This is a genomic window from Neorhizobium sp. LjRoot104, from assembly GCF_964253725.1.
In the GTDB taxonomy this organism is placed as follows: Bacteria; Pseudomonadota; Alphaproteobacteria; order Rhizobiales; family Rhizobiaceae; genus Neorhizobium.
Genome location: NZ_CAXURS020000004.1, coordinates 39243 through 56113, shown reverse-complemented (window position 1 = coordinate 56113; position 16871 = coordinate 39243). Strand labels below are relative to the sequence as shown.

Here is a 16871-nt window from a genome sequence, read left to right as displayed (position 1 = left end):
AGAACAGCGAAGTCCATCTCAGCGCGTGGCTCTATCCGGGCTATCTCGCTGGCGACTTTCGACCAGTGCCAGAACTCGTCGAGATCACCACTGGACCGGCTATGCAACGCACGGCGCTGTGCTTCGTAGTAGGAGCCGGCTGGATCCGAACTTGCGAGAAGCCTGGCATCAGCCTGCCATCGCCGCCCTATTGCCCGGCGATGTGCGAGCCATCGTGTGAGGAAGTGGATCATCAATCTCTCGAGACCGGTGGCGATATAGGCAAGTTACCACAAACTCGATGGAGAGGCATTAATATATTGATATTCCAACATCTTAGAGAAAATCAGATAATCGTTATTATGGAACAAAGCCGCTATGCTCTTTTGCGGAAGGTGTGTATATTCGCAAGTTTTAGGATGCGGACTCATTAGCTGAGGCGATCCATGTCCTCGTTGCGGCAAGTTTGAGGGCGGCCATGTAATTGTCTGCACGCCGGTCGTATCGTGTCGCAACGCCGCGCATCTGCTTGATACGGTTGAAGAAGCGTTCCACGAGGTTGCGCTGACGGTAGACCCAGCGGCTGAAGCTGAATGTCTGCTTTCGGTTGGCCTTTGCAGGGATGTTCGCCCAGCATTTGCGTTGTTTGGCAAAGTTACGAATTGCGTCGGTGTCATATGCCTTTTCGGCGAGGATCGTCGCGCCGGGCCGTAGGTCGCTCAACAGCTTTTCAGCCATTGGTGCATCGGCGGCTTGGCCGGCGGTGAGTTCCAGCCGAACCGGTCTGCCATCTGCATCGACAAGAGCATGGATTTTTGTCGTCAGGCCGCCGCGCGAACGTCCCATGCAAGGATCGGCAGAGCCCCCTTTTTAGCGTTGGCACCATGCTGGTGAACACGAACACAGGAACTGTCTATCATCACTATGTCTCCATCGTAACGCTTTGAAACGGCGTCTAGAAGACGATCCCAGACGCCTGCCTTACGCCAGCGGGAGAACCGATTATAAAGCGTCGTGCGCGGGCCATAACGCTCCGGCACATCTCGCCAGGACGAACCAGTCCTGAAACGCCACAGGATGCCATTGATCACTCGGCCATCATCGACACGACGTTCAACTCCACGGCTATTGGTCGGCAGGAGTGGTGCGATGATGTCCCATTCTTCGTCGCTCAATTCGTGACGGCGCATGGCAATCTCCTTTTACGGAAATTGAATCACACACCGTCAATAAGATGAACCCAATTTATGGGGACACTGCCTAGTAGGAATATATAGTATGCAAGTGGTCTGCGGATGACAGCGGCGGTCGATGGAGTTGTTATCGGCCGCCGTCGTCCTTCACGGCTTGGCCGGCAATCTTTCGGTTGTCCAAGCGGCGATGTAGTCGAACAGGTTCTTCTGGGAGTTCGCATAGGCATTTTCAGGCCCGCACAGCTTGCAGGGCGCAAAGCCGTGGTTTGCTCCTTCGATGTAAATCAGATCCCGATCCTTGGCGACAGAATGCTCGTAGATCTCTTCGGAGTCGCGGATAAACAGATATCCCGTCATTCCGGCGACTAGGGTCGGGACCGTTATTTTCTCCACGGCGCAGATCGTGGAATTGTTGGAAGAACAATGATCGATACCGTCGAGCGAATTGGTCGAGCGAACCGCTTGCGTCGTCAGGAAGGACGTCAGCGTCAGTTGCTTTGTGCCCTTACCGAAGGAATTTGTCGTCTGCTTGGCGTCGAGTTCCGGCGGGCTGACGGACGTGACAATTTCCTTGACGATGGAAGCGTCGTTTTTGATCAGCTTCTGCGGTGCCCGCGTCTGTCTGAGGGCGATCGCGGTGTCCATGCTATGCAATTGCGATGCACCACCCGGGCCGGCTCCCGGATTTCCGCCATGAGGAATGAAGAAGGCTTCATCATCCGGGTAAGGTCCTTTGCCTTCCTGAATTTTTCGTCTCTCCGCCAATGCCTTGTCGATGAGCGCGTTCATGCGCAGCGACTGTGCCTGATAATACCGTGTCTGGAAATCCTTTGGATAGTGGGAGGATCCCGATGGATTATACCCGTTCTCAGTTGCATATGGATCGAGTTTTGCGTCGAATTTCCCGGGTGTTTCGTCCATGACGGAGCCATTGAGGCTTCGCAGCAGAATGACCGGTACGCCAGGATGGGCGTCGGCCAGAACGATCGCATCCGCCTTGGGAAGGCCGGCCAGATCGTCTCTGCAGGGCACAAGCTTCTTCGGATCCTGACAGAAGGACAGGCCTGCTTCGGCCACCGCCTGATAGAAGCTGAGCGTCGGCCCCCCTCCGCTATGGCCCAGCAGCACGACATAGCGAATACCCGGCTGCTTGCGCAGGAACTCCACCCCAGCCTTGACGTCCAGGGCGATCCGGTCCCAATCGACCACCATCTCGTTGTTGTTGAAGCGGGTATTCATGCAAAGCGCCGCGAACCCGCGCTTCGGCATTTCAGCGCATGTCGGATGGGTCAGATAGTTTGCAGTCCTGTGGATCGCCAAAAAGGCAACCGTCGCCTTGCCGTCTGCCGGCATGTGAAAAATACCGGACGCGGCGCCAAAGCTGACATATTCCGGCGGCGGCGCCGCGAGCGCCAGGTTTGCCGAAAGGCACGCCACGCCGGCGCAAATCAGCGCATAGATGGTTTTCTTCAAAGTCGAACTCCTCCCTCATATGATAGTGATGGTCAAATTTCGCCCCGTATTCCGGGCGATGTTATGCAACGATCCGCAAAAGCTCCCTCGCCATGCGGGCATCCTTATCCTCATTGGCACCGATGGATGTGCCGATCCCGAGATAGCGCTCTGCTATATCTGCAGATCCGGCGAGCGCGGCCGCCGCGCCCTCCATGACCATCTGCCCGTTTTCGATGACATAGCCGCGGTCGGCGATCGAAAGCGCCTGTCGGGCATTCTGCTCGGCCAGCAGAATGGTGATGCCTTCGCCGCGCAGACGCTGGATCAGCTGAAAAATCTCGTTGACCAAAAGCGGCGCCACTCCGAGCGACGGTTCATCGAGGATCAGCAGCCGCGGCCGCGACATCAGTCCACGTGCGATCGCCAGCATCTGCTGCTGGCCGCCGGAAAAATTCCCTGCCACATCGCCGAGGCGATCTTTCAGCACCGGAAAGAACATGCAGACGAATGCCAGCTGGCTCTCGATATCCATCGACAGTCGCGACGGCACACTGTAGGCGCCGAGCCGCAGATTTTCGAGGACCGTCATGCCGCCGAAAATCTGTCTGCCTTCGGGAACATGCGCAATACCGAGCCGGAGCCGGTCCGATGCTGAAAGGCCCTTGACCGACTTTCCATCGAAAATCACTTCGCCCTGCATGGGCGTCAGGATTCCCGACACGAGTTTGGCAATCGTGCTTTTACCGGCACCGTTGGATCCGACCAAGGTTGCGATCTCACCGGCATCCAGGGACAGAGTAATCTTGTTCAGCACACTCGCGCCGGTATAGCCCGCGGAAACGCCTTTCAACTCAAGCAGCGGCATTCTGCTCCCTCCCCAGATATGCTTCGATGACCTGCGGGTTTCTCTGAACCTCCGCGGCCGAACCAGCGGCGATGACCCTGCCGGCGTCGAGAACGACCACGTGATCGGCGACATTCATGACCAGTGACATATTGTGTTCCACCACCAGGATCGAGATTCCGGCAGCGCGGATCGCTCTCAGAAGGGCGGCCAGTTCCTCGGTTTCCGTGTCGTTGAGACCTGCGGCCGGCTCGTCGAGACAGAGAAGCCGGGGGCTGCCCATCACGGCGCGGACGACTTCCAGCAACTTCTGGGCACCCATAGGCAAGTCCACGGCATGCGCATCCTTGAAGCGCTCGAGGCCGACGATTTTCAGCATCGCCAATGCCTGGGACCGGATCCTCATCTCTTCGCGCCGGCTTTCCGGGCTCCACAGCATCTGGCCAAAATCACTGCTTTTAATCAGGCGATGGCGACCGACCATGACGTTTTCCAGAACAGTCAGACCCGGAAAGACACGTGCCGACTGGAATGTCCTGATCAGGCCGAGATTGGCGATGTCCATGGGGCTCCAACCGGCAATCTGCTTTCCAAAAAATGCAACGGTTCCTTCGTCGGGCGGGAAAATGTTGGTGATCAGATTGAAAACCGTCGTTTTCCCTGCACCGTTGGGTCCGATGAGCGCCGTGATGGAATTCTCCTGTACGGAGAAATTCACGCCGTCGGTCGCCTTCAGCCCGCCGAACTTTTTCGATAGACCGTCCACTCGCAGGATATCCGTGCCGTTCGGCTGTTTTAGATCCTGGCTCATTGAGCACCTCCTTCCGCCAGTCCCTGGCTGTTCGCGACGGTTTTCGGGGTCGACACGCGGCTCATCGCGTGCGCGATAACGCCGTACATGCCGCGCGGCAGATAGAGGAAACAGAGGATCAGCAGCGCCCCGCTGAAGAAGGTCTTGTACATCGCCAGCGGCTGGAAGATCGTCGGCAGCATTGTCAAAAGCACGCTTCCGAACACAGGGCCGACAAGCGTCCCTTCGCCGCCGATGACGAGCATCGAGACCAGTTCCAGCGAGCGTGCCGTCCCCACCATTTCAGGAGCGAGGAAGTTGAAGGAGTAAGCCAGAAGACTGCCGGAGATCGATGCGAGAGCGGCGCTGATCATGAAGACGGCCAGCTTGTAGCGGACAATGTTGATACCGAGCGCGCTGGCCGCCATCTGGTCAGACCGTATCGACTGCAGGGCGCGGCCGAAACTCGTGCGTAACGCACCGAAGAGGCAGAAAAGCACCACGACATCGACCGCGACAACCAGGAAGTACATGGACATCGGCGTATCGAAATACAGGGGACCGACCGAGAAGGACGGGATCCCGACCATCCCCGACGGTCCACCGGTGATGTCGATGAAACCGATGGCGCAGGAATCGATGAGCAGTCCGAATGCCAATGTCGCCAGTGCCAGATAGAGACCACGCAGCCGCAATGTCACGATCGACAGCACCAGGGCGGACAGAAGCGACAACATGACGCCCGCCGCAATACCGAAGACAGGCTCTATCCCGTAATTGATCGAGAGATACCCGGCCGTATAACCGCCGATCGCCATGAAACCGGCCTGGCCAAGGCTCACCTGTCCCGTATAACCCATCAGCAGATCCAGGCCGATCAAGGCAAGGAAAATGATCGCGGCAATGGTCAGGCTCGAGATATACGCAGCCGGAATGACCAGCGGGACGACAACGGCGATGACGATGCCGACTGCGGCGGCGATCCAGGCGGTTTGCGGCGCGAGCCTCGTGAGGTGACCCCAGACTCGCGGTTCCTCGCGAACGTCTTGCCGGCGGGTAATCTTGGACGGGATAAGACCGGTCGGCGCATAGATGAGGATAAACAGCAGCAGGATCAGTGCGATGGCGTTGCTGAACAGTGACGAAACGTAGGCCGTTGCAAACTGGGTGACCAGTCCGAGAAAGAGACCTCCGACGATCGCGCCGGGGAAGGACGAGATACCGCCGATGACCACCGCGATGAAGCCGGATATGGTGAAAAGCTGTCCGGTATTGAATTGCAGCGTAGTCGTCGGAGCGACGACCACGCCGGCCACCGCCGCAATCAGTGTCGCCAGCGTGAAGCTGAGCAGCGTCATGCGCTTGACGTTGATACCCATCAGCGCGGCGGCGGATGGGTTTTCCGAACAGGCGCGCAGGGCCTTGCCGACCTTCGTCCGGGAGATCACGAACCAGACCGCCAGGAAGATGACAATTGCCGTGCCAATGATCCAGAACGTTTGCGTCGTGATCCTCAATCCGCCGATTTCGAGCGGCTGCTCGCCAGAGAATGCGGGAACAGAATAGGGCTGGCTTCCCCAAACGATGAGCGAGAAGCCTTCGATCAGCGTCAGGATGCCGACCGTCAGCATCAAAACGTTTGCATTGGAAAGCTTCTTCAACGCGGGTACGAAGGTGAACCATCCGATCGCCAGTCCTACGACCGTCGTTCCTCCCACCGCGCACAGAAGCGCGATGGGAAGGGGAAGGCCTAGTCGCTGGCTGAATGTGTAACCGGCGAGCGCCGCGAGAACTGCAAACCCGCCCTGCGACAGGTTTACGACCCCCGTCACGCGGTAGATCAACGAAAATCCGAGGGCGATCAACGCATAGATTGCGCCCAGCAGAACGCCGCCTACGAAAATCTGTAGGACTTCAGCCATGGTGGACTCCGAGTTTCGACTGGTATTACTTGAGCGGAGTTCCGCCTACGTCACTGACGGGAACCCAGGTCCCACCGGCGGTGTCCCACCGGGTTATGACGACATTGGATTTGTCCAGGCCGCGCTGGGGATCCCGCTTGAAATCGTAGACGCCGTTGATGCCTCCGAAATCCTGAAGGTTGTTCAGGTAGTTGCGGAGAGCATCGGCATCCGCCTTCGCCGGCATTGCCTTCAAGGCGCTGACGACGAGAAGTGCCGGGTCCCAGGCAAACGTCGAAGGCCCGTCGGGTTTCACGTTCGCCGATTCGAATGCCTTGTAAAAGGCTGCCTTTGCCGCCGCGACCTTCGGAGAAGCGTCGCCCTTTTCAGACTTCAGCCAATGGGGAGCGGGGATATATAATTCCTTCGGCAGAAACGAGGAATATTGCTCCATCTGCGCGTAGGTCATGTTACCGTCGGTAGTTCCTACCGGAACGTCAAAACCCGCATCGCGGATCGCCTTGAAAATCGTCCCGATCGGTGCGCCTGTGGACCATGCGATCACTGCGTCGGGATTGGCGCCCTTGATCCTTTGAACCAGTGCGCTGGCGCTGACTTCTGTCGGGTTGAATTGCGCTTCGGCAACGATCTTGATGTCGGACAGATCGCCCTTGCCCACGGATGCGGTAATATTCTTGTAAGCGTCCTGCCCGGTTGCGTCCGTGGAGGTTATCAGCCCGATATTCTTCCAGCCCCGGTCGCGGAAATATTTGAGCAGTCCTTCCGCCAGGCCCTTGGTGGAGACACTCGAACTGAAGACGAACTCTCCCGGCTTGGGATTCATCGACGGGGAAAGACAGTACAGAACCGGGCCGCTTCGAACCAGCGGACCCATGGCGTTGCAGAGGCCAGACACGGCCGAGCCGATAATGACCGGCGGAGCCCCAGCCTTGATGCTATTGACCAGCTGCACCGCGATCTGAGGGCTGGATTGGTCGTCGTGGAAGACGAACTTGATCTGTTTGCCATGCACTGTTTCGGTGGCTGCAGCCTTTTCGTAAAGTTGCAGGGCCTGTTGTTCGGCCTTGCCGAGAAAGGCACCGCCTCCGGTAAGCGGCAGGACCACATTGATGTCGAGTGTCTCCGCCTGTGCGATGTGCGCACCCACAGATACGGACATGGCTAGCGTTGCAAAGATAGTCTTAACCAGACCCAAAACCAAAACCTCCCTTAAATCGCGATCAATTTTTTCACGGGCATTTCGCTCCTCTGCGAATGCGTGGGTAAATTCTTAGATATCTTAGGATTTGTCAAGGATCAATTTCTGCCGGCCATATCGACAGAGAAGTTCAAAATAGCCGCGATCTTTTCCTGCTACGGACCTAGTAAATGCCCCAATTTTTTAGGTTTCGGCACAACCTTGGCGTATCGTTTGATATCTAATTATCTATGGTTGATGCCTGTCTTCGCGTGATTGCTATCGACACATGCTCATGTGATAGTGAGGACAAATGGAGTTTCTTAGGTATGAAAGCTGATACGGCTCAAAACGCCGATCTCGTCGCCGGCTCGGAAGAGCAAGTCGCCCTGCCGTTCGCCGCAAGCTTAGGTTACCAGGTGCGCCTGACTCACAGGCTTATCCAGAAATATCTTCAGCAGCGGATCGAGCCATACGGCGTATCGCTGGGAATGTGGTATTTTCTTCGAGCCCTATGGAACGAAGATGGATTAACGCAAAAACAGTTGTCGCTGATCGTTGGAACCATGGAGCCGACAACTCTTTCCGCGATCAAGGCGATGGAGCAGAACGGATTGGTCAACCGCAGTCGCAACAGCGAGGACAAGCGCAAGATCAACATTTTTCTTACCGAGCGCGGCCATAAACTGAAGCATGAGCTGATGCCCATCGCAAAAGAGGTCGTTGGTGCGGCAGCTTCCGGGTTCACCGAAAGGGAGATCCAAATGTTGATGCAATTCCTTGGTGCCATCCAGGCCAATATGACGACGAAGATTCAGCCTGAAGTCGCCACCTAACGTTCTTCGTTTCCTAAGTGAAGACGAGTTGCCAAACGCCGAATCCTGCCGGATTTCATGGCTACGCGGCACTGCCGTTCTAAATTTTTGCAGAAAAAGCCCCACCTACCCCTGTTCTTATCCCCAGAACTAACTTAGCTTTCTAAACATTGACCTGAAGTGGCTAAAAGGGCCAGCGAAAGCGTCAGAACCTTCCCCTGTAGAGAACCAATCAATGTCAATTGCAGCCGCCTCCAGTTCCGCAAGAGTGAATGCCAGATGTAGCGGCTTTCTGATGGTCAGGGCATGACCGGAGAGATTCTGGCGTTCATCTCTGCGTTATGTTTTGCGTTGGGCAGTATTGCGATTGTCAACTCGTCGAGGAAAAACGACAACGGTCTCCTTCTGTCCGTTGTTCTGACCGGCGGTTTCGCGCTCATTGCCTGGGCGTTTCTTGGGCGGCCGTTTTTCTCGGCCGACATTCAGGAGCATTTCTGGCCGGCGATTGCCTGGTTCGCCGCAGCCGGCATATTTTCGACGGTATGGGGGCGCACCACGCTCTACAGGTCGGTCCAATTGGCCGGCGTGGTCCGGGCGACGACAATCCGGCGGCTGACGCCATTCTTCTCCGCTCTCTTTGCGTGGCTTGTCCTGGCGGAAAGCCTGTCAGTCCCCGCCATGCTCGGAATGGCTGCGCTGGGCGCGAGTTTCGTCATGCTCTATTTCGACAATCGTAAGCTGAGCGCCGATTCCATCTCGAAAGAAGATCTGTCCCGAGGCTGCATGCTGGCTCTTCTGTGCGCGATGACCTATGCGGTCAGCTATGTCGTTCGCCGGAGCGGCCTTTCTCTCATGCCGGACCCCTATCTCGGTGCATTTGCCGGGTCGTTAGCTGCATTAGTTTACTATCTCGTCGGGATGACGGGGCTCGTCGGGATGGTGGGGCGCGCGGGGGGAGAGCGCAGGCGCTTTTCGTTCCGTTCCCTCGACAGACCCCAGCTTGCCGCCGCCTCGCTGATTTCCCTGGGCCAGGTCATTCAGTTCGTGGCCCTGAGCCATACGACGGTCGCACGGGTCGCCGTGGTCAACTCGATAGAAATATTCCTGTCGACCTATCTCGCGGTGTTCATCTTCAAAACGGAAAAGTTTCCGTCGATGCTTGCCGTGTTGGCAACGGCACTGGCCACTGTTGGGCTGGTCGTCGTGGCCGCAGGATGAGGAGTTTCGGGACTGGATCCCGCGCCGACGCCCGCCTGTCTGCCGGGTGCGCTTGGAGCAGCTGGCGCGCCGGATCCAGCCTGAGGGATGAACGCGCAGCTTTCCGATCCCGGTCAATCTGGAGATATCATGGTTACGGCCCCCCAACGTCTTAATATCGGGCATTTGGCCTTCGCCATCCTGCCGCCGCTCTTCTGGGCGGGCAATTTCTTTCTTGCTCGCGCTTTCCGCGATGATATTCCGCCCTTCCAGATGTCGTTCTGGCGGTGGCTGATAGCCTTTTTTCTGCTCCTGCCTTTCGTGTTGCCGAAACTGCGCCAGAATCGCGATCGGCTCAGGCGAGAATGGCTTTGGCTTTCTGCCCTGGGCATCGTCGGCGTTACAGCGTTCAATTGCTTCATCTACGTTGCACTGCATCACACGACGGTGGTCAATGCCGCGCTGATAAACTCGCTCATGCCGGTCATGACGCTTGTTTTTGCTTATATTTTCCTGCGCGTGCGGATCGCTGGGCTGCAAGTCCTCGGCGTCGCGCTGGCACTGACCGGGGCCGTCGTCATTATAGCGCGTGGCAATGTCCACATACTTTCCGCCCTGGCGCCCCAGTATGGCGACATTCTCGTCTTTCTCGGCATGAGCGCATGGGCCCTCTATACCGTGCTGATCCGCTGGAAGCCGACTGCACTCGATCCGCTGGTCTTTCTGTTGACGACAATAGGTTTCGGGGTTCTAGGCCATATGCCCATTGCCGTCTGGGAGGCGGCCGTCGTCGGCACCATGACGGTGAGTGCCGGAAGCCTTCTTGCACTGGTCTATTTCGCCATCTTCCCCTCGCTGCTGGCCTACATATTCTGGAACCGGGCCGTCAGGAGTATCGGGCCGGCACGGGCGTCTCTGTTCATGTATCTGATGCCATTGTTTGCAGCCGGGCTCGCGATCATATTCCTCAACGAAAGCCTTCAAGCATACCATGTCTTCGGCATGGCGATCATCGTCGCCGGCTTGACGATGTCCATGCGCGCTTCAGCGCCGGCGCCGGCTAAAGGCCTGCCTGATCGACAACCGCAACGCGGCTGACACGACGGTTCGGGCCATACAATGCGAGCTGGAACTGCCGGGCCAGCCGACAGCGTCGGCCCTCAATCATGACATCGCACGAATCATGAAGCCCGCGCCGTCCTTCGACGACGCGGGCTTCAATTGGACAAGACGCGAAGCGCCGTTATGCGTCCCTACTCTGCCGCGAGCGGCTGATCGGGGTCTACCAGCGTGCGCCAATCCACGGATTTCGGATAGACGCCTTCACGCGAAGCGATCAGCGCCTGCGGAAGCCGGGGGGCATCCGTGCCGATCGCGCTGCCGCCGGCTGCAACTTGGCGGGCCGCGTCCACCATCAGTCGCCGGAATTCGACGATTGCGAGATCTGATGCGCCGAGGACGTCGTTCGTCCGATCGACGATCGGGCCCATGCCGACCCACATCGCAATATCCTGGTTGGGAATACCCTTGATGCCGGTGAAGTTACCGAGTTTCATGGCCTGCCGGTCCTGCAGAAAATTGTTTTCCCGGGTCCGATGGGTTTCCCACCTGTCATTGAGGTGGATGCCTTTCTGGGCATGGTTGAACTTCCGCCAGTCCTCGGTGCTCGGGCAGTCCGTGCCGCCCCAGGCTATGAAGTGAAACGCTGTCGTGACGTCGTCAATCGGCACGATGACGCTGGCGACGTTATACGAGCTGTTCGGCGGGATCAGGGAGTAATACGGCGCCACGAATTCAGTGATGCGCAAATAGTTGTGGGTATCAGCACCCTTGATGGGACGGCGGATGGCTGCATAGTGAAAGCCGTAGCTGGTCGTCTGGGTCTGCATTTTCGGCGACTTGTCGGTCGACGGCCGATACCATGACTTGTCGTCTGCCGCCGCGCCTTCGACACGGGCTGGCACCATGTCCGACGAGTGAAGGCTGGAAGAGTGGGCGCTGTCGATCTGGCCCTCGTGGATTTGAGCCCAGTTGCACGGGATCCTGATTTTCAGGATCGAAACCTGTGTACTTTCCGTCGGCGCGAATGCAGGGGGATCGAATTCCGGAACCTGCTCCTTGTCGCCGAACCAGGCCCAGACGAATCCGCCCCATTCCTTGACGGGGTAGGAGCGATGCTTGACCTTGTTCATCAACGGGCTGCCTTCCGGCTCGGAGGACATCGCGACCACGTTGCCGTCCACGTCCATCTTCCAGCCATGATAGAGGCAACGCAGGCCGCATTCCTCGTTGCGCCCGTACAGAAGCGAGGCGCGGCGGTGAGGACATAATTCGTCAAGCAGGCCAAGCCTGCCGTCGGTGTCGCGGAAGGCGACATATCGCTCGCCAAGGACTTCGACCAGCAACGGCGTACCATCGCGCTCGGCAACTTCCTCGATCAGACACACGGGGGTCCAGTGCTGACGCATCAGCTTTCCCATCGGCTTGTCCGCAGATACCTGCGTCAGAACATCGTTTTCTTCGGGAGTAAGCACGGCTACGGTCCTCCAAGTTAGCTTTCTAAGGAAATTATCACTGCATGAGCCATCTCGTCTAGACCTTGACAAAAAATAATTAGGCATCTAAGTAAACCTCCGTGGCCGCCGGGTCGGCGTGACAGGGATGCAAGAATGACTGAAGATGCAAACGCGCGTGCTATGAAAGTGATTGGCCGCCGCGATCTCACCCCTTACATTACCGAATTTTCGCTCGTTTCGACGGATGGGGCTCCGCTGGAGACCTATGGGCCGGGGGCTCACGTCACGGTCGAAACCCCCTCGGGCGCGATGCGTCGCTATTCGCTCGTCGGCGACGGCCTAAACCCGGAACGCTATCTGATTGCCGTGAAACGTGAACGTGAATCGCGTGGCGGCTCATCATCGATGCATGAGCAGGCGCAGGTCGGCACGACCATTATGGTTCGGCCGCCGGAGAACAACTTTACCCTGAAGTCCGCTGCGAAATATCTGTTGATCGCCGGAGGCATCGGCGTGACGCCGATTTATTCCATGGCGTCTCGCCTGGCGGCGGAGGGCAAGGATTTCGATATCATATACTGTTCGCGGAACGCACAGGAGGCTGCCTATCTCCCGGAGATGAAGGAGGCTTTCGGTCGTCGGCTTAAGATCCATCACGATGACGGCGATCCGGCCAAGGCCTACGATTTCTGGGACCACTTTGTCGATATAAAGAACATGCACGTATATTGCTGCGGGCCAAAGCCGCTGATGGACGAGATTGTGTCGATCTCCGGCCACTGGCCCGAAGGCCGTGTGAATTTCGAGGACTTCAAGCCCGTGGAGGTGGTTCGCGTCGACGACGTCGCCTTCGACGTTGAACTTGCAAAGTCGGGGAAAACGGTGTCCGTCCCAGCGGACAAATCCATCCTTGAAGCGGTTCGCGAGAGCGGTATCAAGACGACGAGTTCCTGTGAGAGCGGGACCTGCGGCTCGTGCAAGTGTCGCCTTCTTGCAGGAGACCCCGATCATCGGGACATGGTTCTGATGGACGACGAGAAAGACGATTTCATCATGATATGCGTCTCGCGCGCGAGGACCGGAGGCTTGGTCCTTGACCTTTGACGAGGCTGCTGCATCACCTGTGCGCATCGGCGTCGCAGGCTTGGGAAGGGCGTTCGTCCTGAGCCGGACAGCCTTTGTCGAAGACCCGCGGGTTCGACTTGTCGCAGCCGCCGAACCGCGGGAGGTATCGCGACAGGCTTTCCTCCGGGAATTCGGAGGCAGGGCTTACGAAACGATAGACGACCTCTGTGCCGATCCAGAGGTCGAGTTGGTCTATATTTCGACGCCGCACGAAATACATTTCGACCATGTTTGCAAGGCGGCTGCGGCCGGCAAGCACGTGCTGGTCGAAAAGCCGCTTGCCATCTCGCTGTCCGACGGCATTCGCATGACGGATGCCTGCGCCGCGGCCGGCGTACACCTTCTTGTCGGCCCCAGCCATAGTTTCGATACGCCGGTGCAAATGGCGCGCGCAATCATCCTCAGCGGAGAATTCGGCCGCGTTCGGCTCATCAACGCCTTGAATTACACGGATTTCCTCTATCGCCCACGCCGCCCGGAAGAGCTTGACACCGCCCGCGGCGGCGGTGTCGTCTTTTCACAAGGTGTGCATCAGGTCGATATCATCCGCCTGCTCGCTGGCGGCCTGGCTCGGCAAGTTTGCGCCTATACAGGAAACTGGGATTCGGAACGGCCGACGGAAGGCGCCTATGTTGCCCAGATTGCGTTCGATGGATGCATCGCGTCGATGACTTATTCCGGATACGGCTTCTTCGACAGCGACGAATGGATGGACGGCTTCGGCGAGCTGGGCGCCCGTAAGGACATGCAGGCTTACGGGAATGCCCGTCGCGCCCTCAAGGCACGCGGCGCTGCGAGCGAGATGGACCTCAAGGCGGCCCGTACCTACGGTTTGCCCGACAAGCCTTCAAGCCCTGAAACATACGAGCATTTCGGCCCGATCATCGTATCCCTGGAGAAAGCCGATCTGCGGCTGACCCCGGAGGGACTGCATGTATATGCAGAAGATCGGAGGGAATTCCGGCCGGCGCCACCCTTCCGGTTTTCCCGGTCCGAAATGACCGCTGCGATCCATTCCGCAGTCCGGTTGGGACGCCCGCCCGCACAGAGTGGCCGCTGGGGACTGGCAAGTCTGGAAGTATGCCATGCGATATTGAAATCGGCTGCGTACAACGCACCCGTAAGACTGGAACATCAAGTGGGAGCGAATGACCATGTCTGACCTGAATTTGTCCCTGGCTATGGGGAATTACGACCGCACCCGTCCGATCTATGACGGGCTCGTCAAGATCGACGGCGTCGATCCGACCTGCATGCTGCTGTCGCCGGAGGAGATGTTCTTCCGAGCCTTCCGGCATGCTGCGTTCGACATCAGCGAACTCTCGCTTTCGTCCTACTCGATCTCGGTGGCTCGCGGGGCCTCGCAATACATCGCCATCCCGGTCTTTCTGTCGAGAGCCTTCCGTCACACTTCGATGTATATCCGCAAGGACCGCGGCATCGACAGTCCGGCAGCGCTGCGCGGCCGCAGAATTGGCATTGCGGAATACCAGCTGTCGGCCAATGTCTGGTTCCGTGGTATCCTGCAGGATGAATACGGCGTGCATCCCTCGGAGATAGTCTGGGTGCGCGGCGGCATGGATACGCCCGGCCGCCCGGAGAAGATCAAGGTCGATCTGCCGTCTGATATCAGGGTTGTCGATGCGCCGGAAGGCGACACGCTGAATGCGATGCTGGAGAGAGGCGATATCGACGGCTTCGTCGGCCCTCGCTCGCCGCGCTGCTTCGATCAGGGCAATCCTGCGATCGGAAGGCTTTTCCCCGACACGATCGCTGAAGCGGAAACCTATTTCCGTAAGACCAGGATATTCCCGATCATGCATGTTCTCGGCCTGCGGCGGTCGCTGGCCGAGACGCATCCCTGGCTTCCCGGCGCCCTGCTCAAGGCGTTCAACCGTGCCAAGTCGCTTGCCGAGGAAGCGCTGATGGATACATCTGCAACCAAGGTGACCATGCCCTTCGTGGAAGACAGCCTCAGCCGCGCCCGCGCTTTGATGGGACCGGACATCTGGAGCTACGGCCTGCAGCCCAACCGGCACGTGCTGGATACCTTCCTGCGCTATCATTACGATCAGGGCCTGTCGCCGCGTCTTGTCTCGGCCGATGAGCTTTTCCATCCCGCAACGACCGAAGCCTATAGCCTCTAGGGCACAGGCATCATAACCGAGACGAGGAAAACCAGATGCAATTCAGCCCTGGCGACGTGGTCGAGATTTCCACCCCCGAAGGCCTGGCCTATGTACAGGTCACCCATACGCATGTCGCCTATCCCGAGGTCGTGCGTATCCTGCCTGGCATCTATAAAGATCGCCCCGCGCTTGCCGTCCTGTCCTCCGCAAAGACAAGAAGCGTGGTGATGATGCCATTGGGTGGTGCGCTGCAACACGGAAAGATCGAAGGTGCCAGGATCGGGACGGCGGAAATTCCGGCTCCGGACAAGAAGTTTCCCACCTTCAAGATGCCGATCCGCGGCAAAAAGGGAGAGATCGTTTACTGGTGGCTGTGGGAAGGCGAGGGTTTGACCTATACGCTGGAGGACGATCCGCGTCTTCAGAACGCCTCTCAGCGCGAAGTGCCGACACTGCAGGACTTCCTGTCTATGCTCGGTTGATGGTTGAGCCGAGAGCGAGTCCTGTCGGTCCCCGATTGTCCTCGGGTGCCGCCCACTGCTGACCGCTTCCTGAGCGCGAATGCCCTCGAAGCATAGCACCGTCGCGTGTCTGCGACCGCCGTGCTGAAGCGGAACAATCCGCTGGCCGGCCTCACCTACCCCTCGAACAAACTCGTCGCCCAATTTGTCAACAGGTCAGCTGCCCGCTCCTGAAGATCGAATTGACCGCCGAGGAAATGGTTGGCGCCTGCAATGATTTCGAACCGGCCTCGCCCCGCTGCTGCATCGACATAACGTCGCACGGCGTTGTCACGTTGTTCGTGGCTTAACGGTTGACGGATAACCGGACGTGATGAGCACGCCGACCATCAGCTACAAGAACCACCGTTTCCCACCGCAGATCATCGCCCATGCGGTCTGGCTGTATTTCCGGTTCCCGTTAAGCCTGCGGCTGGTGGAAGAAATGCTGCTGGAGCGCGGCATTGTCGTGTCCTACGAAACGATCCGGCGCTGGGGCCGGAAATTCGGTGCGGCCTACGCAAAGCGACTGCGCAGAAAGGCGCCGTCGCGAGAGGATATCTGGCATCTGGACGAAGTGGTCGTAACGATCGGCGGGCGAAAGCATTGGCTTTGGCGAGCCGTCGACCAGGACGGATATGTTCTCGACGAGATCGTGCAGACCCGTCGAGACACCAAGGCTGCCAAGCGATTGCTGATCAGGCTGCTGAAGAAGCAAGGCCTCGCGCCAAAGAGGATTGTCACCGATAAACTGCGTTCATACGGGGCGGCAAAGCGAGATGTGATGCCGGCCATTGAACATAGATCACACAAGGGCCTTAACAACCGTGCGGAAAATTCCCATCTGCCGCTGCGAAAACGAGAACGAGTGATGCAGGGCTTCCGATCCGTCGGCAGTCTGCAACAATTTGTCCCCGTGTTTTCAGCGGTTAGAAATCATTTCGTCCCGCCGCATCAAAAACACTCCGCCCTCGCCACCCACATTCATCGGATCCGCGTCATGGCGCACTGGAAGGCCGTGACCGGCGCAACTGCCTGAGTTTAACTGAAAGCGCTTCGTCCGGCCTCAGTCGAACAACGTGACAACGCCCTCTTCTCGTCACTGACCCATGCTCGATCAGCGCTCTTAAACTGGCGCATCGATTACAACAATCATGGACCATTCTGGACTTGGCTGGAGGACACCTGCCGAGGGCATCGTAAAGTTAACTTCAGCGAAGCAAAAGCGG

Annotated in this window: 14 protein-coding genes and 2 pseudogenes; 9 read left to right on the top strand and 7 right to left on the bottom strand. The window is 58.1% G+C overall.

The window, feature by feature from the left end; all coding sequences use genetic code 11:
- Window positions 1–393 precede the first annotated feature (393 nt).
- From ACSQ8R_RS32580 to ACSQ8R_RS32555, 6 genes are all read right to left on the bottom strand, one after another.
- A protein-coding gene (locus ACSQ8R_RS32580; protein WP_225340024.1) for an IS5 family transposase occupies window positions 394–1175 on the bottom strand; the annotation gives its coding sequence in 2 pieces (ribosomal slippage) (window positions 394–843 and window positions 846–1175; 780 coding nt in all).
- Window positions 1176–1319: 144 nt separating this feature from the next.
- The gene (locus ACSQ8R_RS32575; RefSeq protein ID WP_436257458.1) at window positions 1320–2384 is read right to left on the bottom strand and encodes a hypothetical protein; all 1065 of its coding nucleotides are present in this window, start codon (window positions 2382–2384) and stop codon (window positions 1320–1322) included.
- A 322-nt stretch (window positions 2385–2706) separates the two neighbouring features.
- Window positions 2707–3492 (bottom strand): ABC transporter ATP-binding protein, encoded by a 786-nt coding sequence (locus ACSQ8R_RS32570; RefSeq protein ID WP_170986361.1) that lies wholly within the window; start codon window positions 3490–3492, stop codon window positions 2707–2709.
- Window positions 3479–4282, bottom strand: coding sequence for an ABC transporter ATP-binding protein (locus ACSQ8R_RS32565; protein WP_046797641.1), 804 nt, complete (start codon window positions 4280–4282; stop codon window positions 3479–3481). Before ACSQ8R_RS32565 ends, ACSQ8R_RS32570 begins: the two co-directional genes overlap by 14 nt.
- Window positions 4279–6183: an ABC transporter permease gene (locus tag ACSQ8R_RS32560; RefSeq protein WP_046797642.1), complete on the bottom strand. Its 1905-nt coding sequence runs from the start codon at window positions 6181–6183 to the stop codon at window positions 4279–4281. The genes ACSQ8R_RS32565 and ACSQ8R_RS32560 overlap by 4 nt, the downstream gene beginning before the upstream one ends.
- 25 nt (window positions 6184–6208) lie before the next feature.
- Window positions 6209–7342, bottom strand: coding sequence for an ABC transporter substrate-binding protein (locus tag ACSQ8R_RS32555; protein ID WP_046797643.1), 1134 nt, complete (start codon window positions 7340–7342; stop codon window positions 6209–6211).
- A gap of 347 nt (window positions 7343–7689) precedes the next feature.
- On the opposite strand from ACSQ8R_RS32555, the gene ACSQ8R_RS32550 reads away from it, so the two are divergent.
- The 3 genes from ACSQ8R_RS32550 to ACSQ8R_RS32540 all read left to right on the top strand — a co-directional run bounded on the left by ACSQ8R_RS32550 (window position 7690) and on the right by ACSQ8R_RS32540 (window position 10470).
- The gene (locus tag ACSQ8R_RS32550) at window positions 7690–8196 is read left to right on the top strand and encodes a MarR family winged helix-turn-helix transcriptional regulator (RefSeq protein WP_052760558.1); all 507 of its coding nucleotides are present in this window, start codon (window positions 7690–7692) and stop codon (window positions 8194–8196) included.
- 285 nt (window positions 8197–8481) lie between these two features.
- A complete protein-coding gene (locus tag ACSQ8R_RS32545) occupies window positions 8482–9393 on the top strand; it encodes a DMT family transporter (RefSeq protein WP_082118567.1) in 912 nt (303 codons plus the stop codon).
- Window positions 9394–9522: 129 nt separating this feature from the next.
- Window positions 9523–10470, top strand: coding sequence for a DMT family transporter (locus tag ACSQ8R_RS32540; protein ID WP_046797652.1), 948 nt, complete (start codon window positions 9523–9525; stop codon window positions 10468–10470).
- 155 nt (window positions 10471–10625) lie between these two features.
- On the opposite strand, the gene ACSQ8R_RS32535 is transcribed toward ACSQ8R_RS32540, so the two are convergent.
- On the bottom strand, window positions 10626–11906 hold the full coding sequence (locus ACSQ8R_RS32535) for a Rieske 2Fe-2S domain-containing protein (RefSeq protein ID WP_046797645.1): 1281 nt from the start codon (window positions 11904–11906) through the stop codon (window positions 10626–10628).
- Between the two features lie 135 nt (window positions 11907–12041).
- On the opposite strand from ACSQ8R_RS32535, the gene ACSQ8R_RS32530 reads away from it, so the two are divergent.
- The 6 genes and pseudogenes from ACSQ8R_RS32530 to ACSQ8R_RS32505 form a co-directional block, all read left to right on the top strand.
- Window positions 12042–12992, top strand: a complete 951-nt coding sequence (locus ACSQ8R_RS32530; protein WP_046797646.1) for a PDR/VanB family oxidoreductase — start codon at window positions 12042–12044, stop codon at window positions 12990–12992.
- Window positions 12982–14175: a Gfo/Idh/MocA family protein gene (locus ACSQ8R_RS32525; RefSeq protein ID WP_137326838.1), complete on the top strand. Its 1194-nt coding sequence runs from the start codon at window positions 12982–12984 to the stop codon at window positions 14173–14175. Before ACSQ8R_RS32530 ends, ACSQ8R_RS32525 begins: the two co-directional genes overlap by 11 nt.
- Complete coding sequence (locus ACSQ8R_RS32520; protein ID WP_170986360.1) at window positions 14168–15160, top strand: ABC transporter substrate-binding protein; 993 nt, start codon at window positions 14168–14170, stop codon at window positions 15158–15160. The genes ACSQ8R_RS32525 and ACSQ8R_RS32520 overlap by 8 nt, the downstream gene beginning before the upstream one ends.
- Before the next feature lie 35 nt (window positions 15161–15195).
- On the top strand, window positions 15196–15624 hold the full coding sequence (locus ACSQ8R_RS32515; protein WP_046797647.1) for a hypothetical protein: 429 nt from the start codon (window positions 15196–15198) through the stop codon (window positions 15622–15624).
- A gap of 339 nt (window positions 15625–15963) precedes the next feature.
- Window positions 15964–16681, top strand: a pseudogene (locus tag ACSQ8R_RS32510) (IS6 family transposase).
- Between the two features lie 42 nt (window positions 16682–16723).
- Window positions 16724–16835, top strand: a pseudogene (locus tag ACSQ8R_RS32505) (integrase core domain-containing protein); the annotation flags it as partial.
- Window positions 16836–16871 lie beyond the last annotated feature (36 nt).